The sequence below is a fragment of the Halovenus aranensis genome (genome assembly GCF_900100385.1).
Taxonomy (GTDB): domain Archaea; phylum Halobacteriota; class Halobacteria; order Halobacteriales; family Haloarculaceae; genus Halovenus; species Halovenus aranensis.
The window spans coordinates 206,391-231,593 of record NZ_FNFC01000002.1 but is presented as its reverse complement, the minus strand read 5'-3'; the positions used below and the strand labels follow the sequence as shown (position 1 = coordinate 231,593).

The window sequence follows — 25,203 nt, the reverse complement described above, 5'->3', positions numbered from 1 at the left end:
CAATGAGTGCGATACTCGACGCGCGCACGCAAGCGCAACGACTGCTGTCTGAAAGTTCGCCGGCGGCCAAGCTCGGTGGCCTCGCTGGCGTCCTGTTGTTGGGCAACGCGGCCGTCCAGGAGCCGGGGCTGTTTATCGACCAGGCGATTGGCGGGCTCGTCTACGGGATGATTCTGGTGATGATTTCCCTCGGCCTGGCGCTTGTCCTCGGACTCATGGGTGTCGTCAACTTTGCTCACGGAGCGTTGTTCATGCTGGGGGGGTACTTCACCTACGCCGCCATGGCGAGTTACGGTATCCCGTTCTGGGCGGCACTCCTGATAGCACCCGTCGGTGTCGGTGTCGTCGGCATCGTCATCGAGGTCGTCGTTCTCCGACGGCTGTACGGCAAGGAGCCGATTATCGGTCTCCTGGCAACGTTCGGGCTGACACTGATGATAGAGGAGGCCGCCCGGTTCGTCTGGGGCGCGAGTGCAGTTCAGCCGGCGAAGCCGGCGTTTCTGACCGGCGGGACCGACCTGGGCGTGACACAGGTAGGGACCTACCGCCTGTTCACTGTCGCGGTCGCAACGGTCTCGGTGGCTGGCGTCTACTACCTCATCACGAGGACCGACTTCGGACTAAGCGTCCGGGCAGGCGTTCAGGACGGCGAGATGACCGAGTTCGTCGGCGTGAATCTGCCGCTTCGGTTCACTGCGATGTTCTTTCTGGGCTCGGCCATCGCGGGCCTGGGTGGTGCGCTCCGTGTCGTCGAGTTTGGTATCGACCCAGGGGCCGCCGAGGAGTTCGTGTTGCTCGCGTTCGTCGTCGTCGTCATCGGCGGAGTCGGGAGTATCTTCGGCAGCGTGGTCGCCGGCTTGCTGGTCGGCTGGGCACAGTTTCTCATTCCCGTCGTATTGAGCGCTCTCGCTGTCATCACGGGCGTCTCTGCGATCAACGTCCAGGGAATCAGCGACCTCATTCCGTTTCTGGTGATGATTGCCGTCCTCCTGATTCGGCCGCGGGGACTGTTCGGTGAGGAGGGGTTGCTGGAATGACAGAGGAGACGACACAGGAGTCCGTCCCAAGACTCCCGACGAGGCTAGAGCGGTATCGGATTCCGCTCGGACTCCTCGTCCTCGTGCTCGCGTTACGGCCGGTGGTTTCGAGCGACCTGTTGCTCGGGTACAACGCTATCGCCAGCAAGATGCTCATTATGATGCTGTTTGTCGCGGGGTTCAACCTCTTGTTCGGATACACCGGCCTGTTGTCGTTCGGGCACGCGATGTTTCTCGGATTCGGGCTCTACATCCCGGCAATCTTCGTGTCGAACGGGCCGGGACTGTTGCCGGCCGGCGGCGGCGTCACGTTTTTGTTCGGTGTCGCGCTGGCGGTAGCCGGCGTCGCGGCCTACGGCTACCTGCTGGGGCGACTCATCGTCGGAATGGGCGAAATCTACTTTGCATTGTTGACCCTGGCGTTCTCTCAGGCCATATATTTCATCGTGCTTCGTGACCCAGCCGGTCTAACTGGCGGGTCGAACGGTCTCACGCAGGGGACGCTCCCCGCGTTCGTCGAGCAGACGCGCGGCGAAATCGCCATCGAAGCGTTCGGCCAGTCGCTCGACTGGTACTGGGCAGTGGCTCTCGTCTTTCTGGTCGGGATGCTCGCCCTCTGGCAAATCGTCCGGTCGCCGTTTGGTCGGTCACTGGTCGCAGTCAGCGAAAACGAGCAACTCGCACGGGCAATGGGTGTCAACACGACGCGATACAAAATCTGGTCGGTCACGTTCAGTGGCATCTTCTCTGCGCTCGCGGGCGTGCTGTTGATGATTCAGAGCTCCGGTGCCGCAATCGAAAACCTCAGTGTCTTCACCAGCGGTGATACCGTACTGATGGCCGTCCTCGGGGGTGTCAACTACTTCTTCGGGCCGGTCGTCGGTGCGTTCTCCTGGCTGTTCGTCGAGGACTTCCTTACGGGGTTCGAACTCTGGCAGTTCCCCCTCTCGGAACTGACTCTCGTCACCGTCGACCTCAGCGACATACTCGTCTACTGGCAGTTCCTCCTCGGCGCGCTGTTTGTCGTCGTGGTGTTGACTGCGCCTGAGGAGGGTATCTGGGGCTATCTCAGCTCGGTTGCCGAGTGGCTCCGGACCAAGCTCACGGAGGTGATAGGATGAGTCACACCGACGAGACAGGCACGCGCCAGCGTGACACCGGCGACGGTCTGTCGAGTAGCGACGACGAGCGGCCGACCATCGAGCCGACTGTGTCGCCGTCGACGGCGGCACTGGGCGTCGAGACGCTCACAAAGCAGTTCGGCGAAGTCGTTGCGGTCGATGACCTGAGTCTCGGCGTCGAGACGGGGGAGCTTCGCGCCATAATCGGCCCGAACGGAGCCGGGAAAACAACGCTGTTCAACTGCATTATGGGCACTCTCGACCCGACTGCTGGCACAGTATATCTCAGTGGCGACGACATTACCGCCGACGCCGAGGAACGACGGCCACACCTAGGGATGGCGCGCTCGTTCCAGTCGAACCAGCTGTTTGCCGACCAGACGGTTCTCGAAAATATCCGCCTGGTCGCACAGACAGCCGAGCAGGGCGCGTTTTCGATGGACCTGCTGCGCAGTCACCACACGGTCGGCCGCGAGCGGGCAATCGAGATAGCCGACGACGTTGGCCTTCAGGCCAACCTCGGCACCGAAGCGACGAACCTCCCACACGGCGAGCAACGACGGCTCGGTATCGCGATGGCGCTCGCGACAGACCCCGACGTGTTGTTGCTAGACGAGCCGACGAGTGGCATGAGCCCCGGCGCGACGGCCGAGACGGCGTCGCTCATCGAAGACATCCGTGACGAGCGTGGACTGACGGTGATTCTCATCGAACACGACATGGATGTCGTCCTCTCGATTTCGGACCGGCTGACCGTCCTCGACAGAGGGAGCATCATCGCGACCGGCCCGCCAGATGCCGTGCAGGGCAATCAGGTCGTCCAGGACGCATACCTCGGCGGTATGCGGGAGGAGATATGACGTTGCTCAGCGTCTCCGGGCTCGAGGCCGGGTACGAAACCGGGCAGGTGCTGTTCGGTGTCGACATCGACGTGGAGGACGGCGAACTCGTCTCGCTGCTTGGCCGTAACGGCGCCGGGAAGACGACGACCTTGCGGGCAATCGCGGGCGGTACGGAACCGACCGTGCTCGGCGGGACCATCGGTTTCGACGGGCAGGAGCTTTCGGGGTCGGCACCGTACGAAATCGCAAGCCGAGGCATCAGCTTCGTTCCCGAGGAGCGACGCTGTTTTCCGCGGCTCTCGGTCGTCGAGAACATCCGGCTCGCAATCAACCACGCGGAGAATCCGAAAGACATCGAAACCGTACTGGAGTTTTTCCCGGAGCTCTCGGAGATGCGCGAGAAACACGCGAAAAACATGAGCGGTGGCGAACAGCAGATGCTCGCAATTGCCAGGGCTCTGGCTGCAAACCCGCGGCTGATGTTACTCGATGAACCCTTCGAAGGGCTCGCGCCCTATATTGTGCGCCGCATCGAGGACATCATCGCCGAAATCAACGACCAGCAAGAGATTGCTGTGCTTCTGGTCGAGCAAAACGTGGCTGCGGCGGTCGCGGTCGCCGACTACCACTACATCCTCGCCGAGGGGCGCATCGTCGAGTCGGTATCGACGGCCCAACTCAGGGCAAACGAGGAGGTCAGACAGCGGTATCTCGGGGTCTGACGCTTACTGCCCCGCAAAGGGGTCTTCGATGTCGTGTTCGACCGCCAGCGACGCGAGCTGGTCGACGACCCGGTCGGGGAGTGGGATGCCTTCTTCGGCCCGGTTTTGCGCGGTTCGGTGTTCGGCCTCGCCGGGCAGCAGTGGTGTTGACCCCGATGCAGCGTCACCGACGGCGACCTCCGGATGGGGGTCGGCGGCACGGAAGTGGTCGACGAAAGCCTCGACTTGCGCGGCCATCTGCTCGCGGTCACTGAACTGTGTCGGGTCGATTGCCATGAAGAAGGCGCCGTTCGTGAACCACGCATCGGGGTCGCGCTGGCCGGCGACTGGCCCGCCCCCAAGCAGTCCCGCAAACAACTCGGCCATCACAGCTAAGCCGGTTCCTTTGTGCCCGGCCGTGGTTCCGCCGAGGGGTCGAATAGCTCCCCACGTGTCTCCGTCACGGAACTCGCCCATCTGTTCCGGGTCCGTCAACGGCTCGCCGTCGGCTGTGACTGCCCACTCGGGTGGAAGCGGTCTGCCGTTGGCCTCGGCCGCGTCGAGTTTGCCGTGGGCGACCTGTGACGTTGCCATATCTAACACGAGCGGGAACGGGAGTTTGTCGAACGTCGGAACTGCAGCCGTGATAGGATTCGTCGAGAACCGCCGGGTGGTCGACCCGGCAGGCGCGACGACGAGTCCTCCGCCAGACGTGTGGACAAAGGAGAGAAAACACAGCTCTCGTTCAGCGAGACGCTCGGCCCACTCGCCGATTCGGCCGAGGTGTGTCGCGTTCCTGATGCCGACCGTAGCAAGCCCGTACTGGGCGCTGCGTTCGGCCAGTGTCTCCACCGCGGTCCGACCGACCACGTGGCCGAACGCACCACAGCCGTCGACCACTGCTGTCGGGCCGTCGGTCGTCGTCACCTCGGGTTCGGCGTCGGGCACGAGCACACCGTCAGCTATCATCTGGCCGTAGGTCGGGATGCGGAGAACGCCGTGAGACGTGTGTCCCTTGCGGTCAGCATCGACCAACGAGGTGGCGACATCTTCGGTGGTCTTTGCCGGCGCACCCAGCGCCCGCAACAGCGACGCCGCGTGTGTTTCGAGGCGGTCTGCGTCGATTGTCACCATCGTTTTCGCCTTGGCAGGGAGCCACATAATGATTGGCTACAGCCACTGTGGCTCGACGGACTGGCGTCTCGGCGGACACTACGGGGGCGGTGAGAAGAGACCAGTCCTGCCCACGAGCGAGTTCGCTCGTCAGTCACCGAGCAGTTTCTGTATCTCGTCCAGTTTCAGATAGATAGCGAGTCCGAGAATCGTCGCCGGCCAGAGCCCGATGAACTGTCCGCGCTGTTTCTCGCCACGGACGTAGTAGTAGTACAGTGCCAGAGCGACCGAGCCGATAGACGCCATCACTGCGGGCCCGACCCCACTTTTGTCTGTAACTCCCATCTCGCTGGGTTTGTTGGTTTGTTCATCCATACCATATATACTGTCTTATGCTACATATTCTTTTGCACGGTATCTTCTCCACATGACAGGTTCGGAGACATCGGTGGAGACGACTGGTTTCTCAGCCGTAGCAAATCGCACGCGCTGTCAGTTCGCTGGCGACGAAATCAAGACGATGGCACACCAAAGACAGCCATGCTCACGTGTCCGCAGTGTGGCTATTTCCACGGAAGCACCGACGAGCGAGGCCGCCCGGCAGGCCAGTACGACGATTCGATAGACCAGACGGCTGCACAGGAAGACGATGGCTCCTTTTATTGCCCGCGGTGTAGCGAGACAGTCACAACGGGAGACGGCGACTGAGTAAAACTGGGTACGGCCCCGTCGTCTGTGGTCACTCCTCACGCGGGAGATACTGAATCGGATTCACTGGGCACAGCTGCGGGAACTCGGTGAGTAGGTGGCGGAGCACGTGGACGTGGCCGGACCCGACCAGAAAGAGGACGCGGTCGCTGGAATCGTCGACTGCTCGCCAGATGTTGTGGACCATCCGGAGATTCCGACGGTACCACTTGGCGAGTGCGTCGGGGCCAGCGTAGTTGTCGCCGTCGCCGTAGCGGAGGAACTCGTCGAACATCCCGTCGTTGTGATGCAGGGCAGCCTCCTCGTTCAGGTACCGGTGATAGGCGGTGACCGTCGAGTCTGTGAGTTGCTCGTCCATCGTTGTCTTGAGCTGTTCTTCGTCGAGTCGCGGAACGTCTATTTTGGGACTGGTGTCGATATCTCCCTGTTCGAGTTCCTCGAATTCAGCACTCCTGCCCAGCATTTCAGGCATATCGACAGGGACAACCCGGTCGTGACCGAGCCGGTCGGCCAGCCGAAATCCGACCTGAATAACCTCGCTGCGACACTCCATTGTGACATCCTCACGCTCTGGGTGAGGTGGTTCAAGTTCGTATTTCTCGTCGTAGGTGCATTGCCCATCTCTGTACCGCTTATAAATACGGTTGACCGTTTCTGCGTGCTTGGCAGGCCTCTCGACGGCCACAATATCCGGGTCCGCGGCTTCTAGGTGACCTACGAACGATTCGAGTTCGCGCTGGCGTGGCTCGTCTAGAACGTCGTCGGCGCTGACGTTCACGTTATCCAGCCCCGGTTCGTCCATATGGTAGGTCCCGAGGAGGACTACCTCGACCTGTTCCGGTGTGGGTGTCGGCCACGTCGGTGTCTTTCTCGCGGTTGCTTTCGGTCGTAGCATCGTGACCATTCGTTAGGGGGCTGGGAGGATAATTGTTTGTAGAAATACATTTCTATCGAGATGATTATTGAACTCTGTTTCAACGTTCGGTCTGTCGCGTTTCGACGAAGTCGAACGCGTCGTCGAAGACAACCGTCCACCCATCTCCGAGCGCGATAGGTATTCGAACGCGTGTCGGGTTCGACGTTAGCGCCACATCCCCAACCGCTAGATGGTCGAGTGTCCACCAGGGTCGCTCGCGAAGGTCGATTCCGTGGTCGTGGTGGAGCGCGATGACGGCCGGTTCGGCAAGCGCCGCAATCGATGGGACAGCATGCCACCACCGCCCACATCGTTGGCAGTCAGTGAGCACAATCGCGTCGGTTTCTTGCCCGTCGAACCAGTCCGGAGCGGCCTCGTCAGCGGGCGTGACAACCCCGCGAGAGACGCGTCCTCGGCAGTTCGGACAGAAGCCGTGTGCCGCATCGAGTTCCATGCGGCGTGTGTGGCGGCCGACGACCTCCGGGAGGTCTTCCAGGGGCCAGTCTTCGAACATCGCTGGCGGAATATCTGGGTCCGTCTGGACGGACTTGCACGCGGTGCATGCAATAGTGACGCCCGATTTCCTGAAATACGCCGACAGGCCACCACCGCACTCCGAGCAAGCGCCGCCGGCGTCGACGGCCTCCTCGGGGATGCTGGACGTGACACTACCCGAGAGGAGTGCTCCCATGAGCTGCCAGCCTGCCGGCGTCAGCGTGTATCCGCGGTCAGTCTTGCGGACGAAGCGATCACAGAGCTTGTCGACGTGGTAGTGACACTGTCCAGGGTCGTCGACGCCAACGCGTTCGCGAATCTCACCGAACGAGAGCGGGCCGCCGTTAGCCGCCTGAAGCGTCTGCAAGACGGCGATTCTGGTCTCGTGGGCGGCCAACTCGAAGGCCGCCTCCGGCGAGAGTTCGTCCTCGACGTAGGACGGGCCGGGGTCGTTCCCCTCGGATTTGTTCCCGGTCATTCTCTTGTCGATACTGGTTCCAGCGGTAAAGTAACTCGCGTCACTTCAGATACGTCTGGAACCGCGACGAGCGTCAGGAACGCCACCTCTTGTTAAACTGGATGCCGGTCAGCGTCAGCGAGCCGACGATAATTGGTGTCCAGTACACCAGACCGCGGGTCAAGACAACGGCAGTGATAATTGCCGCCCGCTCCCCGCCTGTTATTCCGAGAAGGAGGAGAATCTGTGCGCCTTCGATGCCCCCGCTCCCGCCCGGCGTCGGGACAGCAGAGGCAAGCAGCGAGACGGGGACGATAAACACGACTAACGCGAGCGAGACGCTCAATCCCACGCCACCCAGCGCGAGCCAGAGCAAGATTCCTTGGGTCACTGTCGCTGCCGTCGTAAGCGTCGACGCAGCGAGTACAACCGGTTTGTTCGTCGAAATCTCCTCGACCGACTCGCTGAAGCTATCGATTCGCTGTCGTATCTCGGCCTCGTCGACGCCGGAGACACCGGGTATGTAGGTTAGTCCCCGGTTCAGCGTCGATACGACCCGGTGGATGACCCGTTTTGCGGGGGCAGGGTTGCGGTACACGAGCGCCACGACGACGACGAACGCCGCGATGCTGACGGTGAAGACGGCGACGAGTGACCGAATCTGGTCGGGAATCGTCGCGTCGTAGAGGGCGATGTAGCTCCCGCCAAACAGCATGACCAGAATGCCTGGCGTGAACCCGACGACCTCCTTCGTCGAGAGCGCAGCGACGCTTTTCTCGAAGGACTGACCGGTCCACCGGGACATGACGACACCGCCGGCGGGGACGCCACTCGCCGGGCCAAGCGGCGTGAAGTTGTTTGCGAGGTTGACCGTCGTATTCATAAAGATGCTCTCGATTGGCGAGACGTTCAGTCCTGCGCCAACCGAGACGGTAAACAGAACCAGACCCATACAGACGGTGCCGAGCGCGTTCACCAGCAAAATAGCCGCCAGTCGGTTCTGTGAGAGTTTGGAGGCCTCGTTGAGGAACTCCGTCGGTCCCGCCAGCAGGATGAAAGCCCCGTAGATGACGACCCATGCGCCGACGCCGAAGACGACGTGTCGCCTGCTTATCTCCACTGGCGACCCCCCGGCTGTCCGAGACGGTTTCCGGCCTCTGGCGTGCTGTCGTGGCGGCCCGATCTATCCACGGCTGTCGGTCGCCGCCTGAAGTCGGCGACGACTGCTCGTAGCGGCGTCGACACCCAACCAAAACGGTCTTTGGATGCCGCAATCGTCTCCCCAGCGAATAGACTGCCCGCTCGTGACGAGACACGTCTGGCCGACAGATTCGCGGGGTACTCCATATAGGGGGCGTAGCATGTGCTGTTATTAAAATTGGCCGACTCGCGATTCGCTCCGAACGCCTTGCATGGACAGAGCGTGCGCGACTGCGGAGGAATCGACCGTGCTGTGCAGCGAAGACAGCCGCCACGGGGAGGTGCTGACCCAGAGTCGTCGCGTTTATTACCGACGGTTGTCGCTATCAGAGTATGTCCGGACTTACGCGTGTCACAGAGCGCCTGCCGTTACCGCCAGCGGGCAAGGAGCTCATGGAGAACCCAGAGCGGATACCAGCGCTCACCCGAGACCGGTTCACTGCCGTCCGGCGGCTCGCGGCGCTGCCACACCTCATCGAGCATCGGGACGAGTTCGAATCGGTCGAAGCGTACTGCATGTTCATCGGCCACGGGCGCACGGGCCACAGCCTCGTCGGTAGTCTCCTGAACGGCCACCGCGAGATGGTCGTCTCACACGAACTAGATGCCCTCCGCCTCCTCGACCGGGCGAAAGTCCCCGTCACCCGCGACCAGTTGTTCTCTGCCATCCTGCAACGCAACGCCGAGTTCACTGGTCTGGGTCGAGAGTGGGAGAAGTACAGCTACGACATCCCCGGAACGACACAGGAGGATTTCGACCGCCTGCGGATTATCGGCGACAAGAAAGGCGCGGCCTCGACGCGCCGACTGGGCACCAGCCCCGAACTGCTCGGCGACCTCCGTGAGACGGTCTCTGTCCCGATTCGGGCCGTCCACGTGGTCAGGAACCCGTTCGACACGATTGCCTCCCGACGCAAGCTCAAAGAGACCTGGCGGGAGTACGGCATCGAGAAGTACTTCGCTAACGCAGACAACGTCGAACTCATCTCTGAGATGCTGGATGCTGACGAACTCTTTCGCCTCCATCACGAGGACCTCATCGATGACACGGCTGGCGTGCTGTCTGACCTCTGTGATTTTGTCGGCGTCGAGGCCGACGAGGACTATCTCACTGCCTGTGACGACTTCGTCTTCGACTCGCCGAAACACACCCGAGAAGAAATCGACTGGACTGACGAGGAAATCGAGCGAATCAGCACCAAGAGTCAGCAGTACGACTGGCTCTCACATTACACGTTCGATGAGTAACACAGCCACCCTCAGGGTCGATGAACCGCACGGACAGCCGACACAATCGAGGGGGCGCACATGATTCAGCCACACGGCAACGCACTCGTCGACAGGACGGTCGACGCCGAGCGGAGTGAACAGCTTCGCGATGGCTTCGAAGACCTCGTGACGGTCACTCTCGACCGGAATCTCCTGTTCGACTTCCAGAACCTTGCACAGGGCGTCTACAGCCCGTTGAGGGGATTCATGGGGCGTAACGACTTCCTGAAAGTCGTCAACGACGTGACCCTCGAAAGCGGTGTCCCGTGGCCGCTCCCGATTGTACTCGACATTACGACCGAGTTAGCGAACGAAATCCAGCCTGGCGACCGGATTGGGCTTCGTCGTCCTGACGGCCAGCCGGTCGGTGTGATGGACGCAGACAGTGTCTACCGGTACAACGAAGCAGAGACGTGCCACAACCTGTTTGGAACGACAGAGGAAGACCATCCGGGCGTGCGCACGGTTCAGGACAAGAACCCGTTTTTTGTCGGGGGGCCTATCAAGGCCTTTGCAGATGAGTTGCCACGGAACGGTGGCTACGACCTCACGCCAAAGGAGACACGCGTGTTGTTCAAGAAACGGGGCTGGGAGACCATCGTCGGGTTCCAGACCCGGAACGCCCCACACCGCGCACACGAGTACCTCCAGAAGTCCGCGCTCGAACACGTCGATGGGCTCCTCATCCAGCCGAAGATTGGTGAGAAAAAGCCCGGGGACTACACGAACAACGCCATTCTCAACGGCTACGAGGCCCTCATCGAGGGCTACTATCCGACGGACTCGGTCGCCCTCTCGATATTCAAATCACGGATGATGTATGCCGGTCCCCGTGAGGCCGTTTTCGACTCCATCGTCCGGAAAAACTACGGCTGTACCCACTTCATCATCGGCCGCGACCACGCCGGCGTTGGCAACTACTACGGCGACTTCGAGGCACAGCGGCTGTTCGACGGAATTGGCAACGTCGGCATCGAGCCGCTGTACTACCACTATGCCTTTTACTGCACGGAGTGTGATGGAATCGTTTCGGAGAAGATATGTCCTCACGACAGTGAGTGCCACATAGAGCCAAGCGGCACAGAGCTCCGGAAGTTGCTCTCGGATGGAGAGCGACCATCGCCCGAGCTGATGCGTCCGGAGGTTGCCGACGCAGTACTGAGTACGGACGAGGTTTTCACCAAATAAGACAATGTTCACACTCTGGTTCATGGGCCGACCGGCCGCCGGGAAGTCAACGCTTGCAAGTCGCGTCGAAGACCACCTCGTCGAGCGCGGGTTCGACATAGAGAACCTGGACGGCGACGAGATTCGGAAGCATCTCCACCCGGACCTTGGCTTCTCGCGGGAAGACCGTCGGACAAACAACCGTCGAACAGCCTACATCGCGAAGCTGCTCAACAGAAACGACATCCCGGTCATCGTCGGGATGATTACGCCGTTCCGGGACTCCCAAGAGCAAGCCCGGGACATCATCGAGGACGAAGGCGAGTTCGTGCTCGTCCACGTCAAGTGTTCTGTCGAAGCCGCCCAAGAGCGTGACCCGAAGGGACTCTACGAAGAGGCAAAGAAGGGCAACATCGAGAAGTTCACTGGCATCAACCATCCGTTCCAGGAGCCGTTGAACCCGGATATCGTCGTCGACACCGAGGACCAGAGCATCGACGACGGAGTCGAACACGTGTTGCGCGAACTCGAAGCACAGGGCGTAATGGACGAACACATCGACACCGAGTACAGTTTCGGAATCACCTCCAAAGAAGAGAGAGAAGTCACCGAACGACTCGAAGAGCTTGGATATCTGGACGAGTAGCCACCACGCCGACGCCTTGCTACAGTTCTCGAAGGTACGGCGTCTCGGCGCTGACGGGCCCGGTAATCTCAGACAACGACTGATAGTGATTATTGCGGTAATTTTTGTGACCACGTTACAGGAATCGTCGTGTCACATCCTGTGAACTCCGTCTGCTGTTACCACGGCGGTAACGACTCGCAATAATCACTATGAGCGGTGACTGTCCAGCTTAGTTATACGAAGAGGGTAAAAAGCAGGTACGAGCCGACAACAGAGAGCGACGGCGTGAGAATCCAGAGAACGACGATTCTGCTCACGGCTGCTGGGTCGAACAGGCTCTCGGCGCTCAGGACGTCGCTCTCTTCCTCACCGATTGCCGGGACCGACTGAGACGTCTCGTCTGGCTGTTCGGGTGCCTGTTCTGGCCCCCCCGCGAGTTCGCCGACAGTCGGTCCCGCGGGCTTTTCGTCCTCGGTCGAGGCCGCAGCAAGTGCGCCTGTATTGAGCACCATACCGGGGTCGCCGCGCTCTGGCGGAGTTGCAAGCTCTGCGAGAGTCGCCACACGGCTCGCTCGCCCCCAGCCAAGACCGATGATACAACACGTCGTGCTCACGGCGAGGCTCGCGGGAATACCGTAGTACGAGAGGACAGTGATTATGCTTGCGCCCACCGTCGAAACGATGAGCGCCGCCAGAATCGGGAGGTCTGTGATGCCGTCCCCGACTGTCGCCAGTGTGCGTCTGGCGATTGTGAACCCGCCGAGACTGATAGCTGCGACGGCAAGCAACACGCCCTGGTCGACGCTGACCGCGCCGTTGCCGACCAGCGGCGCAACCGCATTCGCGGCGTTCGACGCGCCCGCGCTGAATCCCATGTAGCAGGCGATTACCAGAACCAGCAGCGAGCCGAGGATGTCCCGTGGCTGTGCGTCCTCGTTCACCCGGAACCGCGGGAGCCGTCCCGACCGGTCAATCTGGAGTAACTGGTCTTCTAACCGGGTAAAGGAGAGACGTGCTTCGAGTCGCGGATAAATGTACCGGCCGATAACAGCACCAACGCCAAGCCCGATAAGCGGCGCGACAATCCACGCCGAGACGATGGTAAACATCGTCGCCTCCTTGAGTGTGCCTGTCGCGAGTCCGAGGCCGACAATCGCACCGACGGCTGTCATCGACGTCGAGGCGGGAACACCGTAGATGTTCGAAATCAGCAACGATAGACCGGTGAAAAAGAGAACCCCGACGCCAGCCGCCGGGGTGAACTGTGCGGCCGGGACGATACCCTCGCTCATCGTCGTGATGACGTTGCGGCCCACCGTCCAGGCCCCGAGAAACGCAAACAGCATGAACAGCGTTCCGGCGGTTGCCTTCCGCACGATACGACTTCCGACTGCCGGTCCGAACGCGACACCTGTCGAGGAGCCGCCGATGTTGAAGCCGACAAACGCCGCGACTACCAAGCCGACAGCGACCAGTGGTGTGAGCATGAGTGGCGGTTTTCGTATGGTGTCGGGCCGAGGGACCTAATGGTTTGTATGCCGGTAAGCACTTTCCCGAGAGACGTAGTCCGCCTCGGCGAACTGTCCGTGCAGTAACACTCGCCGTCATCGTTTCACAGCCCGTCGAATCGTCTAGCCCCTCGTGTCCGGATGAGAGTCATCCAGCGTGTAGGAAGTATCACCAGGGCCGATTCCGGAAATTGACAGACGGAGACTGGCGGGCTCTCTATACGGGTTCCGTGCTGGCTGGCAAGCGCAGATTATCAGGGTGGTACACATATGTATCCACAGTCCTAAGCAGGCATATGGGAGGACAACAACACGAGACGACGACAGAGACAGAATCGAACCCAAGTCCTGCAGCCCTCTCGCTCGTCGGAGGATTCGTTGGCACGGTCAGTGGTCTCAAGCGTAACGGTGTTCCTGGTGCGGTCGTCGGCGGTCTCATCGGCGGGACGGTCGGCTACGTTAGCGGCGCATCGCTCAACGACGAGGCCACAGCAGGACCGGACATCGAGACCGAACCGGTCAGCGTCACGGTCGCCGACGAAGAAGATGACGACACAGATTCCGAAAGCGGGGCCGCGGATGAGACCGACACGAGCGAAGATGACGACACAGACGCCGACGAAGGCGACGAGTAGCGAGACAGACAGTAGCTCAGAGCCTGTCGAGTCGTGACCGACTCTGACAGATTCGAGCAGAGGTCAGCTCAGGTCTGGCGGTCCAGAGTCACCTCGTCGTGCGGCGACGATGCCAGCAACGAACAGTGCGGCCCCGACCACGAGGAGGCCAATGCTGAGAAGTCCCGCAGACAGGAAGACGCCGACACCGACGAAGGCGGTTGCCGTGGCGTGTAGTATGGCCGTTGTTTTCACGGTGAGAGCTTGTCTTTCACGGATTAAAATGGCTCGATTGTGGCCGGTGCCTGATTCGCTCGTCGCGTTGGCTTTCGTACCCAGGTGCCCCGACCTCGTTTATCGTTGCCTTGGCAACGGCTGGTGACCAACTCCTTGCGGGCACAAATGATGGACGAATCCTGCAAGGACGGGGGAGGGATTGGGTTTCGCTCGGGACAGTTCCGGTTTCGCCGGATGATCAGCAAGCGTACGGTGTCACCTCACTCCTCAGCATTGCAGGTTACGGAGACGTCCGTAATCGGCAGTCAGTCTTTCGACCGCCTACGGCAGGCTTCTACGACACCGTACAACCGTTACCGAATTCAGTCTCCCGGATTGGCCGTCTTACCGTTGAGACCGCTGGCCACGGCCAGCTCTCTGACCGGGGAAGTACTCGACCAGAGAATACCTGCCAGCGCCGAAATACTAACTCCTGCCACCGGAAGAAATCCGAACGGGCCGGTGACGGCGGCCAGTCGTCCTGGAATAAGGTTTCCGAGCCCGCCCGCGAGGTGGAGGGTCATCGAGCCCACAGACAGGACGGTCAAAAGCTGCGACTACTGGGAGCGAGATACTCTCGTGGATATCGTCGGTTACCGACGGTTCGACGACCGCGCCACACGCCGAGCAGAGGCCGCGGGTGACCTGATTGACCTTGGACCGGGGACACCGCTCAACGGCATCGACGAAGGCCGTAGGGTCGCGCTTCCACGCCAAGCTTGGCGGAACGCGGATGGCAACCACCGACTGGCCGCAGTCTTGGCAGTGGATTCTGAACCGCTCGTCGTCGGTTCGCTCGCTAGACCGGTGTTTGCTCGACGGTCAGCGGCTCTCGGTTCTGTCACCCAAAGTAGTTCGCCGGCGTCAGGCCCGCGAGCCCGCCGCCGACACTCGGTATGTCTGCTGTGCTCGTGCGCTCATGGTCTCTCACTGTGCTGTGACCCAGGATAATGGCAGGTATCGGACGGGAGTACTCTCGGATGGAAGGATCCGTCCGACTGACTCCCAGCCGCTGGAGGTACGTCGAAGGAGCGTTCCGTGGTGAGTCCCGGTCATCACCGCATCGTCACTGGCACACCATCCCACAGCCACTTCTTCAGGTGTTGGTGAGGAGACCTGTTCGAGTCGCTTCCCATTTTCACACTCGAACAGTGCGTGGTCGGTGTCTTCCTCCCAGGACGACGACGAGCCAGGTGCCCCACCTGCGTAGATGCGACCCTCGTGGCTGAGTGCCTCCCGGAAGTACCGCTGGTAGTGATCCGTATCCAGTCGCTCCCACGTTCGGCCCGTGTCCGAGGACCGATACAGGCCGCTTCCCGTCGAAGCGACCATCGTCTCCTCGTCGACCAGTTCGATGTGGTGGATGTCGTCGGTGTGGGGCGCATCGAACCCGTCGATCGCCCGGGCGGTCCAGGTCTGTCCACGGTCGTCGCTGACGTAGATGCCACCGACTTCGATTCCAACGACAATCCGGTCGGGGGCGGCCGGATGGGTCTGGAGGCTTCGGACCTGGGCCAGTCCGTCGTGGCGGGGAATCCCCCAGTCAGTCTGTTCGCGCAACTCCTGAAAGCCGTCTACCTCTTCCCAGGCCTCCGCATCGCTTGGCACTCCCGAGTTACACGCCGCAACGTACACTTTGGCCGGGCGTGTCCCCGCGTACAGCATCTCACCAGACGGGCTGGCAGTGACAGCGTAGACTTCCTCCTCTGGAAGCGAGAGCGTCATCCACTCTTCGCCGTCCGGTGAATACTGCAGTTTAGTGTCTGTGGTGGCAAACAGACCATCGATCCCCTCGGACTGGGTAATTCGGAACACTTCTCCGGCGTCGTGCACTTTTGTCGTCTCGAAATCATTTCCTCCCTCGACACCTGTTACCCGGTAGATGCCATCCGTAGCGCCAGCGTACAGCATAGGTCGTTTTCCGCCTCCTTCAGCAGTATCTTGTGCGTCGCTATTCAATTGGTTGGGTATCTTCGACATGGTTTCGAGTGGGCCGATTTCGTCTGTGTTATCAATCGAACTGTCGATTGGTTACGGGGTGACGACAAGTTTCCCCAGGTAGCCACCAGCAAGTATCTCTTGGTGTGCCTGACCGGCATTACCGATGGAGTAGACATCCGCGACGACGGGTGTCAGTACATCCCCCTTCATCAAGCGGGCAAGTCGTTGAAGCACCGGCCGTCGAGTCGGATGGCTGTCCATCCTAAGCGGTTGAATGGTTACTTCTTTGCCATAGAAGGGTCGCCCGTTCGTCTGGGGGATGTGGCCCATCGTACTGATGATGTGTCCGCCCTCGGTGACGACCGAGAGGTCGAGTTCGAGATACTCCTCGAGTCGATGGTCGAGAATCGTTTCGACCCCGGCGCCGCCGGTCGCGGCGAGAATGTCTTCGGCGAGCGAGTCGCTCTCGTAGTCGAGGGCCACAGCAGCACCCAGATCCGTGAGGCGATCCCGAGCAGCCTCTGTGCCGGCTGTCGTTATAACTTCGGCCCCACTGTGTGCGGCGATCTGGACGGCAGCGTGACCGACACCGCCCGATCCGCCGTGGATGAGGACGCGGTCACCAGCCTGGACACCGGCGAGTTCTTCGATCGCTGTCCAAGCGGTCGCACCGACGTTGCCGATAGCACCGCCGGTCGCCCAGGACACGTTCTCTGGCAGGTGCGCGAGTTTCTCCGCCGGGATTGCGGCGTACTCTGCGAACGTTCCTCCCTCAGCACGGTCCATCCCAGATGCGAAGACGCGGTCACCCTCCTCGAATGACGAAACGTCCTTGCCGACCGCTACAACGAGTCCCGCACCGTCGCCACCGGGAATCGTCGGCAGTGGGGGGTCGCCGTACTGACCGGACCGGAACATCACGTCGACGCGATTGACGCTGGCAGCTTGCATCTCGACGAGGACTTCGTCGCGGTCAGGGGTCGGACGGTCGACCTCGTCGACCTGGAGTTCGTCCGCACCGCCGTAGTCGTGGTAGCGAACAGCTTTCATCTCTCGTTCACCTCTGAGAAGGGAGGTGCCGCGGTGGTTGTGGTCGGAGCGGTGCGACCTCGAATGCCGTTCGTGATTGAGTTCTTCGACATCACATGTGATTCATACAAGGGAGACTCGGTAGCGCTTCTGTGGACGATACTCTGTAGCTTTATATGGCCCCAGCATCAGGATAGCAAGAATATGACAACCGGTATCAGGTGAGCGCGCTGGTCACCACTCCCGCGTATTGGCCAGGCTCATCTTCAAGTTAAGTGCTACCCGACTCAAGTACTAGTCAAGACGGAGTGTAAATTGCCGAATATGGTCGATATCAATATTCGGAAAGCGAAAGGTAAAGATGCTGAAACTCTCGCTGCAGTATATCACAGTGCCTATCAGGAAAACCGGGAGTTAGGCTTCCCTGCCAAAGCAGAATCAGTAGCGCCAGATACGGTCGAAACGTGGATTGAGGTAGACCATGTGTATGTCGCCGAGAACGACAGCAAGATCATTGGTGTCGTTCGCCTCAGCGAAACGGATCCAGAGCGTATCAAATTGAGCCGGCTCGCAGTCGATGAAGAGTGGAAAGGGAACGGCATCGGGAGCCGATTAGTTGAGCATGCAGAACAAGTAGCCCACACAGAAGACGAGACGACGGTCTGGTTAACAACGCCCGAAGAGCATCCGTACCTCCCGGAATTTTACCGGTCCCGTGGATACGAAAAGACGGGGGAATATCCTCTGGAATACAGAGATTATGACGAAATAATCCTCGAAAAACAGGTGTGACGGTCACTCCCATACTGAGACGGGACGTAGTAGCTCCGTTCAGCCATCACAGCGAGGACTGGAGGCCTGCCATGCCGGCTCGGACCAGCGCTGCTTCGCCTTTCTGGAGATGTTCACTCACAGTGTTGGGTGCGAGTCCGAGTTCGTCTGCGATGTCCTCGTGTGTGGCTGCTCTGGGCGTGTCGTAGTAACCCAGTGCCAGTGCCGTCTCGATGGTTTCCTGTTGGCGCTCACTTAGTCTCGTCGTGGGATCTACAGTAGCGCTCGGAAATTGGTGAATTTCTTCGACTTGCACGTCTATCGTTTCGGGTGTCGTATCGATTGTTGTCTGGAGAACATCCGGGCTCCCGATGATGTGGCCCTGAATCGTTCCGTCACGATAGACCAGTGGTCGTCGGACGAGTAGTCCCGAGCGGTCGACTGCTTCGGCAACGCCACCAAAGACAGGGACATCTTCGTCTTGCAGTTCGAGGTGTGCATATGAGACCCGCTCGTCAGTTTCCGACAGGGTGACTGATTCGACGCCTGTTGTCTGCCGTGCAAGGTGACCGAATCGCTCGGCGTCGCCATCAATACCGTAGAGATGCGTCGACGTGACAGACGCACCACGGTTCCAGTCGATTGCATGGGCTTCAGTCACATCTGGGGAGGTGAGCAAGTATTCGAGGAAGGATGGTGAGGGCTCTAACTCTGGCCGGACTGTAATGCGAATGTGTTTCATGTTTTCTTCAATACGTTCCTTCGATATATACTGAGCTGTTTCAAGAAAGTTAGACGTAACTGCTGTCGATTGGGCGTTCCGCAAGGCAGTCTTGCCAAGGGTGAAATTATCCTTGCCACACACGAATCGACAGACAGAGTCGAGAGTCACGAAGTGTGGGACCGAACCGCCACTGGAATCGTTCGCTTCCCGGACGAAAGCACAACCATTGCGCCAGTAGCGAGATGAATCGGCGGTTAGGCAACTGTGACAAAGAATTACGACCGGGAAACCCGCGATGGGCGCTGCAGGATTTGAACCCGCGGCATCTTGGTCCGAAGCCAAGTGCTCTGTCCAAGCTGAGCTAAGCGCCCGCATCGATATAGTCCCCGGGTGAGCGTATTAAACCCCGCGATTCAGGACAGGCGAGACGAAAAATCATATATATCCGCCGAAATACTGATATGACAAGGCAGTCGGACACGTCACGGGGGAAGGCGTGGACGAGCCAGGAGTAGACCTATCCCAATGTACGATCTTGGACCGGAGTTTGAGAACGCGTCAGTTGAGCCTGGAACCAATCTGTTGGTTTCAGGGCCCGCACTGAGTGGCAAGCGGCGCCTCGCGTTCGAAGGACTCGCAACTGGAGCCGAGCGCGGAGAGGGGTCAGTCATCATCACAACGCGAGACAGCGCTGACCGTGTCCTCAGGGACTTTCGGTCGCTGCTCGGCGGGCAAGAGCAGTCTCCGCTCGGTATTGTAGACTGTGTAACACAACACCAGGGGCGGTCGACATCGGATACCGAGCTGGTGAAATATACCTCTTCGCCGACAGATATGACCGGTATCGGTATCAAATTCTCGGAGTTCGTCGAGGAGTTCTACGGGGAGCGAGAAGCCACACAGAACCGCATCGCGATGGATTCGCTGTCGACGCTGTTGATGTACGCCGACCTCCAGACCGTGTTCCGGTTCATGCACGTGTTGACCAGTCGCATCGAGGACGCCGACGCAATCGGTCTGTTCGTCATCGAGTCGACGGCCCACGACGCAGAGGCGATGAACACGCTGAAACAGCTGTTCGACGGCATCGTCAGGGTCGAGAAAGACGGAACGACTCTCCAGCTTCCGGAAACAGCCTGAGGTACGGCATCGACGAGTCACGGCGACCGGGGGTTCTTTTAGAAGCGGAGGCCGTACCAGACACATGCGCGTAGAAACAGACACACAGCTCCGTGACCTGCTCGATGCCGAGCGTATCGCCGTTGTTGGCTGTTCGACGACCCCGGGCAAGGAGGCACACGAGATACCGAAGTACATGCTCGAACAGGGATACGAGGTGATTCCGGTCAACCCCTACGCAGGCAGTATCTTCGGGAGAGATGCATACGACAGCCTCGCAGCAGTCGAGGAGACCATCGAGATGGTCGACGTGTTCCGACCGAGCGAGGAGGTGCCGGGTATCGTCGAGGAGGTACTGGCGAGACACGCCGACCGAGGCGATATCGAGTCGCTCTGGCTGCAACTCGGCATCAGTGACGACGAGGCGACAGCGGCGGCAGTCGAGGCCGGTATCGACGTCGTGCAAGACCGGTGTCTCAAAATCGAACACCAGCGGCTGGTGTGACAGCAGCGATACTTCTTTTCCGGTCGCCCGTCGTAGTATCGCCATGGTCGCAGTTGGCGATTCGGCCCCCGATTTCATCGCGACAGCACTCGTCGACGGTGAAGGGGTAACACTCGAACTGTTTCGGGAGGTCCAGTCACACGAGGCGACAGTTCTGTACTTCTACCCAGCCAATTTCGTTCCCGAGTGTACAGCAGAACTGTGTGCCGTTCGGGACGCAGGCTGGTGTGAACACGACACCCTCGCCGTTATCGGTCTCTCGGGCGATAGTCTGTTCAGCCACGCTGCGTACACGACCGAGTACGACCTCCCGCTTGCGCTCGTGTCAGACTTTCACAGCAGTGTCGCCGAGCAGTACGACCTGCTTGCAGACGACTGGGAAGGCCACAGCCATATCCCCGAGCGGGCGGCAGTCGTCATCGACAGTGACTGGGAGGTACGCGCAGTCGAGCGCGAGGGAGAGCCACTGGCCTGGGCGTCACCGGCGCCAGTCGAGCGGGTCCACGAACACGTCCGCGATGCTGGTATCGACGTGGCCCGCCCGGACGTGCGCTACGAGTGACCTGCAACGCTTTTGACTCTCCTCGCGGTAGCAGAGCCATGAACTTCGAGGAGTTCGTCCTCGCAGCGAGTACCGCGAGTCTCGACGATAGCGAGGTTGCGAGTCGGCACGCGGACGCGCTCGAACTCCGGCTCGACCTCGGGGACCTGACTGTCGATACACTCGACGCCGACCTGCCGATACTGGTCACCAACCGCCTCGATAGCGAGGGAGGGAATGCTCCCCGCGGTGACACACGAATAGAGACACTGTGTCGTGCTATCGAGCAGCCTGCGGTCGAGGCCGTCGACATCGAACTCGCGGCGGTGACCGACGGAGACGGACAACGGGTCGTCGAACACGCTCGTGCACACGGCGTGGCTGTCGTCGTGTCGACACACGATTTCGAGGGCACACCAGCAACGGCGCATCTGCTGGACGTGCTTGAGCAGGCGAGCGAAATCGGAGACGTGGCCAAACTCGCAGTCACCGCGAGCGACCGCGGGGACGCACTCGATGTGCTCGCGGCGACACACGAGGCGACCCGGGCGGGACAGACTGTGGCGACGATGGCAATGGGAGAAGCGGGCAGACACACCCGCGTCGTTGCGCCGCTGTATGGCTCACGGCTCGGGTACGCGCCACTCGACAGTGACCGGGCGACTGCACCCGGTCAGTACGACCTCGAAACGTTCCGACGGCTGTATGAGTTTATCCGCGATGACAACCGGGCCGGGCCAGGTCGCTGAGAGACGGAGGGAAGAGTACATTATCCTCGAACTCGCAACGTCGAACAGTGAGCGATTCGACATCCGAGACGCAGTCCCGGAAACGCCCGTGGCTGGCGTTGGCTCTGACGCTTCTGGTGCCAGGGTTGGGCCACGCGTATCTGCGGTTGTGGCTGCGGTCGATACTGTGGCTGGCGCTGTACGTGACGGCCTCGACGTTCGTGTTGCCAGACGACGCCACGCCAGGAGAGTTATCTGTCGACGCATTTGTCGCGGCGAGCGAAGCGGTCCCGCTGGAGGCAGCAGCCGTCGTGTTGGGCGTCTCAGTCGTCTGTCTGGTCGACGTCTACATGATGACGAGTCACGTCAACAACCGTCTGCGGCGAGCGAGCGGTGCGGTAACGGTCTGTCCGAACTGTGGCAACGAGATAGACGAGGACCTCTCGTTTTGTCACTGGTGTACGACAGAACTCGAAGAGTCGGAGGCGTGAGCTACTTTTCGATGATGCTCTCCTCGACGGCCTCGCCGAAGTGGCGGGCCGTGTCGTCGTAATAGATACGGACCTCGTCACCGACATCGAGGTCGGTCACAGCTATGCGACCGTCCGGCGTGCTGACTTTGATAGTCTCTGCGTTCTGGAGCAGGGTTTCGACGCGGTCGCCGTTTGTCGTTTCGGCCTGGATGCGGAACATCGGTCGCCGCTCGATTTTTGCACGACCGACGAGCGCGTCCCGAGTGCTGCCATCTGTGTCGGTAATCTGAACTACATCGCCACTCGACAGCTCAGAGAGATAGTTCGTCTCGCCGCCCGGCACACGAGCATACGCGTGGACGGCACCCGCGTTCACCCGGAACGGCCGGGAGTCGACATACGGCGAATCCGCAGTTTCGGCGTGGACGAAAAAGAGGCCACGAGCCATAGAGCCGACAAGCATCCCCTCGTCGTCGTCCATGAGTGACCCCGTGTCGATACAGACGCGGTCAGCCGAGCCGGTCTGTTCGATGGCGGTTACTTCGGCCCACACCAGGTCGAGTTGTTCGCGGTCCATCTCCGCGGCGACTTCGACTGTCCGGCGAATCTCGTCGGGGTCGTCGGTGTCGAGCAAGACGCCGTCGGCTCCCCGCTCTAGCGTCTCGAAGGCCGTCCGAGCTTCCTGGGCGGTCGTCGCGCCGGCGACCAGCGTCGTCTCCTCGCCGATGCGGGCGATCAGGTTTTCCAGCGGGATTATCTGCCAGTCCTCGCCGACGACGAGCGTGTACTCGGCCTCGGCGGCAATCTCCTCGGCAAAGGACTCGTACTCCTCGTCGAGAATTCTGACGAACCCGCCGTCGGCGGCGTTATCGCCTCGGCGAAGCGCAGAGAGGTCAGCCGACCCCGAGAGGTCAGGCGGGAGGTCAACAGTGCCGTCGCCCTCAGTGTCTTTGCCGACGAGAACGGCGTCTGCGTCGGCCTGGTCGGCCTCTGCGTCCATCACGTGAACGTCGTCGCCAGCAAAGGCGGCGACAGAGACTGCGCCGAGTGACCGGACGCGTTCGACGTCGGCCTCGTCGACGACCACCCAGTCGACGCCGGCTTCGAGGCCGGTGGTGATGCGGCGCTTTCGCTGCTCCCAGTCGCCGACCGTATCGTCGGCTTTGAGCCAGACAGAGCGTGTCATGTCCGTAGGCTTGCAGGCGGGGGGCTTGAACGTGGCGGAAGAGGAGATGAGTCCGCGCTAGCGGGCAGTTACCCTCGGTCGAGAGCTTCCTGTACAACCGCGCTCGGAGTCTCGTATCCCTCCAAGACGGCGAGTTCGTCTATCTCTGCCAACAGCTCCCTGGGGAGCTCGACCTCGACCGCGACGAGTTCGTCATCGTCGTCCGAAACCATGTCGAGACCGTTTGCACAGGAGCCAAATAAGTGTGCGTCGGACAGCCGGCAGACGCAAGGGGGCGGCGGGTTCGCGGCGAGAGCGCGAGGTTGTTGCAGCGAGCGCGCAGCTTTAGTCCGCTGGCGTCTTATATGGGGCCATGTTGCTCGTTCGCGGCGCCGCAGGCGGAACGGCGTTGACGGGAACCGTCTACGAGGAAGGCGAAGAGCCGCCACAGTTCAGCGGCAGTCCCGACGGCGACGCTCCCTACGTCTGGGTCTGTGACGAGTTCTACGAGGTCGACAGCGGCGGCAGTAGCCAAGTCATCGACGGTCAAGAGATACAGGTCGCCTTCGAGTCACCGATGCCACGCGGCTTCAGCTCGAAACACCAAGCGCTGGAGGCGGCCCGTGAGCACGTCCGAACACAGTTCGCCCGGCTCGGCATCGAGCCCGAGGCCGTTGCGACCGAGGTAATCGAAGTCGAAAAGAGCTGAGTTACTCGTCGAGAAAGGCCGCGACGAGTTTCGATTCCGCTCCGTTGAGCCGCTGTGACGTCGCAGACTCAGAGATGCCGAGTTCCTCGGCCACGTCGCCGAGGTCGGCGCGTCTGGGCGTGTCGTAGTAGCCCATCTCACGGGCACACTCCATCGCCTCGCGCTGTTTGTCGGTGACAGCAGTCACGTCGATTTCAGTGGTCGCCGTGGAGTCAGTGCCGTCGACCAGCCAGTCCACCGTTACGGTGGCACCGACCGCCCGCAGTCCACTGATGACCTCGCGCAGGACGCTCCGTTCCGGAATTGTGAGGACGACAACTATCGACCCCGACCGGACACCGCGTATCGACGGGATGCAGTCGTGCTCTTTGAACACCGGGCAGATACACTGGCTGGAGACAGACGAAGAGAGGTACTGTCGTTCCGTCTCGGCGTCGTCGAACGAGAGTTCCGCGTGACACTCGGCCGTGTCCTCCTCAGAGACACACGATTTGAGTTGTTGTGTGACTGCCGTCGCGTCGACCCCCGCGCTGGCGACGGCACAGCTGGATTCGGAGTGGGGCTCGATAGCTAACTGAGCGCGCAACGCCGGCCCGCCGCTCGTGCCGGTCCGGCCGTGACTCTGACAGCCTGAGTGTGCCATCGTATGTTACCCTTCATATGCTCGGATTATAAAATAGCGTGTCCAGTCCTACGGCGTGAGAATGCAGCCACACTGAGCCGAGGGCGTCGTCTGTCTCTCACTGACCCAACACGCTGGTGCGCTGGGTCGTCGGGTCGAGGTAGACCACAGCTTCCCCGCTATCGGTGTCGGCGTGGGCGACCCAGACGCTCAACTGCCGCTCGATGTCGATGTCGGCAGCGTCGTACCCCTCGTCGTCTAGCGCTTCCTCGACGAGACGACGCGCGTGGCCTTCGTCTTCGACGGTCACGTCGGTGTCGGGGAGTCGGACCGAGAGCACGGGACAACTCGCGTGACGGACGAGTCGCTCGGTGACGCTCCCGACGAGGTGACGTTTCACGCCAGAGCGGCCGTGGGTCCCAGCGACGATGACGTCGATTGCCTCGCCGTTTGCGTAGTCGAGAATCGTCTCGGCCGGACTTCCCCTCCGGACTGCGGTGTGACAGTCGACATCGTGTCTGTTGGCCATCCGCTCGATAGTCTCGACGGCCTGGTGGGCGCGGTCGTCCAGCGAATCCGTCGACATGCCGGCATCTGTGAGATGGCCGGTCAGCGCGGCGTCGATGACGTGGAGCGTATGTAGTGTCGCTCCGTGGATTTCCGCCAGTTCGATGGCGTGGAGCGCGACGTGGGCAGTGCCTGTACTCCCGTCGGTCGGAACGAGGATGTGGTCGTACATACTGTAAATTCGAGTAGCTAAACGGAAAAATGAGCGCGGTGCTTACCAATGCGTGAGAATTCAGTAACAGGTCTCTCCCACAGAG

30 protein-coding genes, 1 tRNA gene and 1 pseudogene are annotated in these 25,203 nt (G+C 60.8%); 16 read left to right on the top strand and 16 right to left on the bottom strand.

What is annotated here, in order from left to right:
* Positions 1 to 2: 2 nt before the first annotated feature.
* The 4 genes from BLR34_RS03035 to BLR34_RS03020 are packed head-to-tail and all read left to right on the top strand — an operon-like array spanning position 3 to position 3,722.
* Positions 3 to 1,037 (top strand): branched-chain amino acid ABC transporter permease, encoded by a 1,035-nt coding sequence (locus BLR34_RS03035; RefSeq protein ID WP_092699298.1) that lies wholly within the window; start codon positions 3 to 5, stop codon positions 1,035 to 1,037.
* Entirely contained in the window at positions 1,034 to 2,158 is a 1,125-nt protein-coding gene (locus BLR34_RS03030) for a branched-chain amino acid ABC transporter permease (protein ID WP_092699296.1), read from the top strand. The genes BLR34_RS03035 and BLR34_RS03030 overlap by 4 nt, the downstream gene beginning before the upstream one ends.
* Positions 2,155 to 3,018, top strand: coding sequence for an ABC transporter ATP-binding protein (locus tag BLR34_RS03025; protein WP_092699294.1), 864 nt, complete (start codon positions 2,155 to 2,157; stop codon positions 3,016 to 3,018). Before BLR34_RS03030 ends, BLR34_RS03025 begins: the two co-directional genes overlap by 4 nt.
* Positions 3,015 to 3,722, top strand: coding sequence for an ABC transporter ATP-binding protein (locus BLR34_RS03020; protein ID WP_092699292.1), 708 nt, complete (start codon positions 3,015 to 3,017; stop codon positions 3,720 to 3,722). The genes BLR34_RS03025 and BLR34_RS03020 overlap by 4 nt, the downstream gene beginning before the upstream one ends.
* Positions 3,723 to 3,725: 3 nt before the next feature.
* Here the strand turns inward: BLR34_RS03020 and BLR34_RS03015 are convergent, their stop codons facing one another.
* Together BLR34_RS03015 and BLR34_RS03010 are read right to left on the bottom strand one after the other, a co-directional pair.
* Positions 3,726 to 4,835: an Ldh family oxidoreductase gene (locus BLR34_RS03015; protein WP_176765225.1), complete on the bottom strand. Its 1,110-nt coding sequence runs from the start codon at positions 4,833 to 4,835 to the stop codon at positions 3,726 to 3,728.
* Positions 4,836 to 4,964: 129 nt separating this feature from the next.
* Positions 4,965 to 5,189 (bottom strand): hypothetical protein, encoded by a 225-nt coding sequence (locus BLR34_RS03010; protein ID WP_092699288.1) that lies wholly within the window; start codon positions 5,187 to 5,189, stop codon positions 4,965 to 4,967.
* Positions 5,190 to 5,354: 165 nt separating this feature from the next.
* Between BLR34_RS03010 and BLR34_RS16850 the strand changes: the two genes are divergently transcribed.
* Positions 5,355 to 5,522 (top strand): hypothetical protein, encoded by a 168-nt coding sequence (locus BLR34_RS16850; protein ID WP_176765224.1) that lies wholly within the window; start codon positions 5,355 to 5,357, stop codon positions 5,520 to 5,522.
* 31 nt (positions 5,523 to 5,553) lie between these two features.
* Here the strand turns inward: BLR34_RS16850 and BLR34_RS03005 are convergent, their stop codons facing one another.
* From BLR34_RS03005 to BLR34_RS02995, 3 genes are all read right to left on the bottom strand, one after another.
* A complete protein-coding gene (locus BLR34_RS03005; protein WP_092699483.1) occupies positions 5,554 to 6,417 on the bottom strand; it encodes a DUF5694 domain-containing protein in 864 nt (287 codons plus the stop codon).
* A 79-nt stretch (positions 6,418 to 6,496) separates the two neighbouring features.
* Positions 6,497 to 7,411 (bottom strand): winged helix-turn-helix domain-containing protein, encoded by a 915-nt coding sequence (locus BLR34_RS03000; protein ID WP_092699286.1) that lies wholly within the window; start codon positions 7,409 to 7,411, stop codon positions 6,497 to 6,499.
* 73 nt (positions 7,412 to 7,484) lie between these two features.
* Complete coding sequence (locus tag BLR34_RS02995; RefSeq protein ID WP_176765223.1) at positions 7,485 to 8,510, bottom strand: lysylphosphatidylglycerol synthase transmembrane domain-containing protein; 1,026 nt, start codon at positions 8,508 to 8,510, stop codon at positions 7,485 to 7,487.
* Positions 8,511 to 8,923: 413 nt separating this feature from the next.
* Between BLR34_RS02995 and BLR34_RS02990 the strand changes: the two genes are divergently transcribed.
* From BLR34_RS02990 to cysC, 3 genes are read left to right on the top strand one after another with little or no spacing between them, the layout of a single operon-like run.
* Positions 8,924 to 9,838 carry a sulfotransferase gene (locus BLR34_RS02990; protein WP_092699282.1) on the top strand — a complete coding sequence of 305 codons (915 nt, stop codon included), beginning with the start codon at positions 8,924 to 8,926 and terminating at the stop codon, positions 9,836 to 9,838.
* Positions 9,839 to 9,898: 60 nt separating this feature from the next.
* Entirely contained in the window at positions 9,899 to 11,047 is a 1,149-nt protein-coding gene (gene sat, locus BLR34_RS02985; protein ID WP_092699280.1) for a sulfate adenylyltransferase, read from the top strand.
* A 4-nt stretch (positions 11,048 to 11,051) separates the two neighbouring features.
* Positions 11,052 to 11,672, top strand: a complete 621-nt coding sequence (gene cysC / locus BLR34_RS02980) for an adenylyl-sulfate kinase (RefSeq protein ID WP_092699278.1) — start codon at positions 11,052 to 11,054, stop codon at positions 11,670 to 11,672.
* 215 nt (positions 11,673 to 11,887) lie between these two features.
* On the opposite strand, the gene BLR34_RS02975 is transcribed toward cysC, so the two are convergent.
* Entirely contained in the window at positions 11,888 to 13,141 is a 1,254-nt protein-coding gene (locus tag BLR34_RS02975) for an inorganic phosphate transporter (protein WP_092699276.1), read from the bottom strand.
* Between the two features lie 317 nt (positions 13,142 to 13,458).
* On the opposite strand from BLR34_RS02975, the gene BLR34_RS02970 reads away from it, so the two are divergent.
* Positions 13,459 to 13,797: a hypothetical protein gene (locus tag BLR34_RS02970; RefSeq protein WP_092699274.1), complete on the top strand. Its 339-nt coding sequence runs from the start codon at positions 13,459 to 13,461 to the stop codon at positions 13,795 to 13,797.
* A 63-nt stretch (positions 13,798 to 13,860) separates the two neighbouring features.
* Here the strand turns inward: BLR34_RS02970 and BLR34_RS16845 are convergent, their stop codons facing one another.
* From BLR34_RS16845 to BLR34_RS02955, 4 genes and pseudogenes are all read right to left on the bottom strand, one after another.
* Positions 13,861 to 14,031, bottom strand: a complete 171-nt coding sequence (locus BLR34_RS16845; RefSeq protein ID WP_176765222.1) for a hypothetical protein — start codon at positions 14,029 to 14,031, stop codon at positions 13,861 to 13,863.
* 447 nt (positions 14,032 to 14,478) lie between these two features.
* Positions 14,479 to 14,835, bottom strand: a pseudogene (locus BLR34_RS17730) (DUF7351 domain-containing protein); the annotation flags it as partial.
* Positions 14,836 to 14,979: 144 nt separating this feature from the next.
* The gene (locus BLR34_RS02960) at positions 14,980 to 15,963 is read right to left on the bottom strand and encodes a WD40/YVTN/BNR-like repeat-containing protein (RefSeq protein ID WP_092699270.1); all 984 of its coding nucleotides are present in this window, start codon (positions 15,961 to 15,963) and stop codon (positions 14,980 to 14,982) included.
* Between the two features lie 120 nt (positions 15,964 to 16,083).
* Entirely contained in the window at positions 16,084 to 17,043 is a 960-nt protein-coding gene (locus BLR34_RS02955; RefSeq protein WP_092699268.1) for a quinone oxidoreductase family protein, read from the bottom strand.
* Positions 17,044 to 17,346: 303 nt separating this feature from the next.
* On the opposite strand from BLR34_RS02955, the gene BLR34_RS02950 reads away from it, so the two are divergent.
* Complete coding sequence (locus BLR34_RS02950; protein ID WP_218120833.1) at positions 17,347 to 17,814, top strand: GNAT family N-acetyltransferase; 468 nt, start codon at positions 17,347 to 17,349, stop codon at positions 17,812 to 17,814.
* A 46-nt stretch (positions 17,815 to 17,860) separates the two neighbouring features.
* On the opposite strand, the gene BLR34_RS02945 is transcribed toward BLR34_RS02950, so the two are convergent.
* Both BLR34_RS02945 and BLR34_RS02940 read right to left on the bottom strand, forming a co-directional pair.
* The gene (locus tag BLR34_RS02945; protein ID WP_092699266.1) at positions 17,861 to 18,535 is read right to left on the bottom strand and encodes a helix-turn-helix domain-containing protein; all 675 of its coding nucleotides are present in this window, start codon (positions 18,533 to 18,535) and stop codon (positions 17,861 to 17,863) included.
* A 278-nt stretch (positions 18,536 to 18,813) separates the two neighbouring features.
* Positions 18,814 to 18,888: transfer RNA gene (locus tag BLR34_RS02940), tRNA-Arg, on the bottom strand.
* Between the two features lie 154 nt (positions 18,889 to 19,042).
* On the opposite strand from BLR34_RS02940, the gene BLR34_RS02935 reads away from it, so the two are divergent.
* The 5 genes from BLR34_RS02935 to BLR34_RS02915 all read left to right on the top strand — a co-directional run bounded on the left by BLR34_RS02935 (position 19,043) and on the right by BLR34_RS02915 (position 21,901).
* Positions 19,043 to 19,657, top strand: coding sequence for an RAD55 family ATPase (locus BLR34_RS02935; RefSeq protein WP_092699264.1), 615 nt, complete (start codon positions 19,043 to 19,045; stop codon positions 19,655 to 19,657).
* A 64-nt stretch (positions 19,658 to 19,721) separates the two neighbouring features.
* A complete protein-coding gene (locus tag BLR34_RS02930) occupies positions 19,722 to 20,141 on the top strand; it encodes a CoA-binding protein (RefSeq protein ID WP_092699262.1) in 420 nt (139 codons plus the stop codon).
* 43 nt (positions 20,142 to 20,184) lie between these two features.
* The gene (locus tag BLR34_RS02925; RefSeq protein ID WP_092699260.1) at positions 20,185 to 20,703 is read left to right on the top strand and encodes a redoxin domain-containing protein; all 519 of its coding nucleotides are present in this window, start codon (positions 20,185 to 20,187) and stop codon (positions 20,701 to 20,703) included.
* Positions 20,704 to 20,741: 38 nt separating this feature from the next.
* The gene (locus BLR34_RS02920) at positions 20,742 to 21,431 is read left to right on the top strand and encodes a type I 3-dehydroquinate dehydratase (RefSeq protein WP_092699258.1); all 690 of its coding nucleotides are present in this window, start codon (positions 20,742 to 20,744) and stop codon (positions 21,429 to 21,431) included.
* Positions 21,432 to 21,478: 47 nt separating this feature from the next.
* Positions 21,479 to 21,901: a DUF7575 domain-containing protein gene (locus tag BLR34_RS02915; protein ID WP_092699256.1), complete on the top strand. Its 423-nt coding sequence runs from the start codon at positions 21,479 to 21,481 to the stop codon at positions 21,899 to 21,901.
* 1 nt (position 21,902) lies between these two features.
* On the opposite strand, the gene BLR34_RS02910 is transcribed toward BLR34_RS02915, so the two are convergent.
* Both BLR34_RS02910 and BLR34_RS16840 read right to left on the bottom strand, forming a co-directional pair.
* On the bottom strand, positions 21,903 to 23,069 hold the full coding sequence (locus tag BLR34_RS02910) for a 3-dehydroquinate synthase II (RefSeq protein ID WP_092699254.1): 1,167 nt from the start codon (positions 23,067 to 23,069) through the stop codon (positions 21,903 to 21,905).
* Positions 23,070 to 23,137: 68 nt separating this feature from the next.
* On the bottom strand, positions 23,138 to 23,281 hold the full coding sequence (locus tag BLR34_RS16840; RefSeq protein ID WP_176765221.1) for a ribbon-helix-helix domain-containing protein: 144 nt from the start codon (positions 23,279 to 23,281) through the stop codon (positions 23,138 to 23,140).
* Positions 23,282 to 23,421: 140 nt separating this feature from the next.
* On the opposite strand from BLR34_RS16840, the gene BLR34_RS02905 reads away from it, so the two are divergent.
* Positions 23,422 to 23,757, top strand: coding sequence for a DUF7113 family protein (locus BLR34_RS02905; RefSeq protein WP_092699252.1), 336 nt, complete (start codon positions 23,422 to 23,424; stop codon positions 23,755 to 23,757).
* A 1-nt stretch (position 23,758) separates the two neighbouring features.
* On the opposite strand, the gene BLR34_RS02900 is transcribed toward BLR34_RS02905, so the two are convergent.
* Positions 23,759 to 24,400, bottom strand: a complete 642-nt coding sequence (locus BLR34_RS02900) for a helix-turn-helix domain-containing protein (RefSeq protein ID WP_092699250.1) — start codon at positions 24,398 to 24,400, stop codon at positions 23,759 to 23,761.
* Positions 24,401 to 24,497: 97 nt separating this feature from the next.
* Positions 24,498 to 25,118 (bottom strand): universal stress protein, encoded by a 621-nt coding sequence (locus BLR34_RS02895; protein WP_092699248.1) that lies wholly within the window; start codon positions 25,116 to 25,118, stop codon positions 24,498 to 24,500.
* Positions 25,119 to 25,203: the final 85 nt, after the last annotated feature.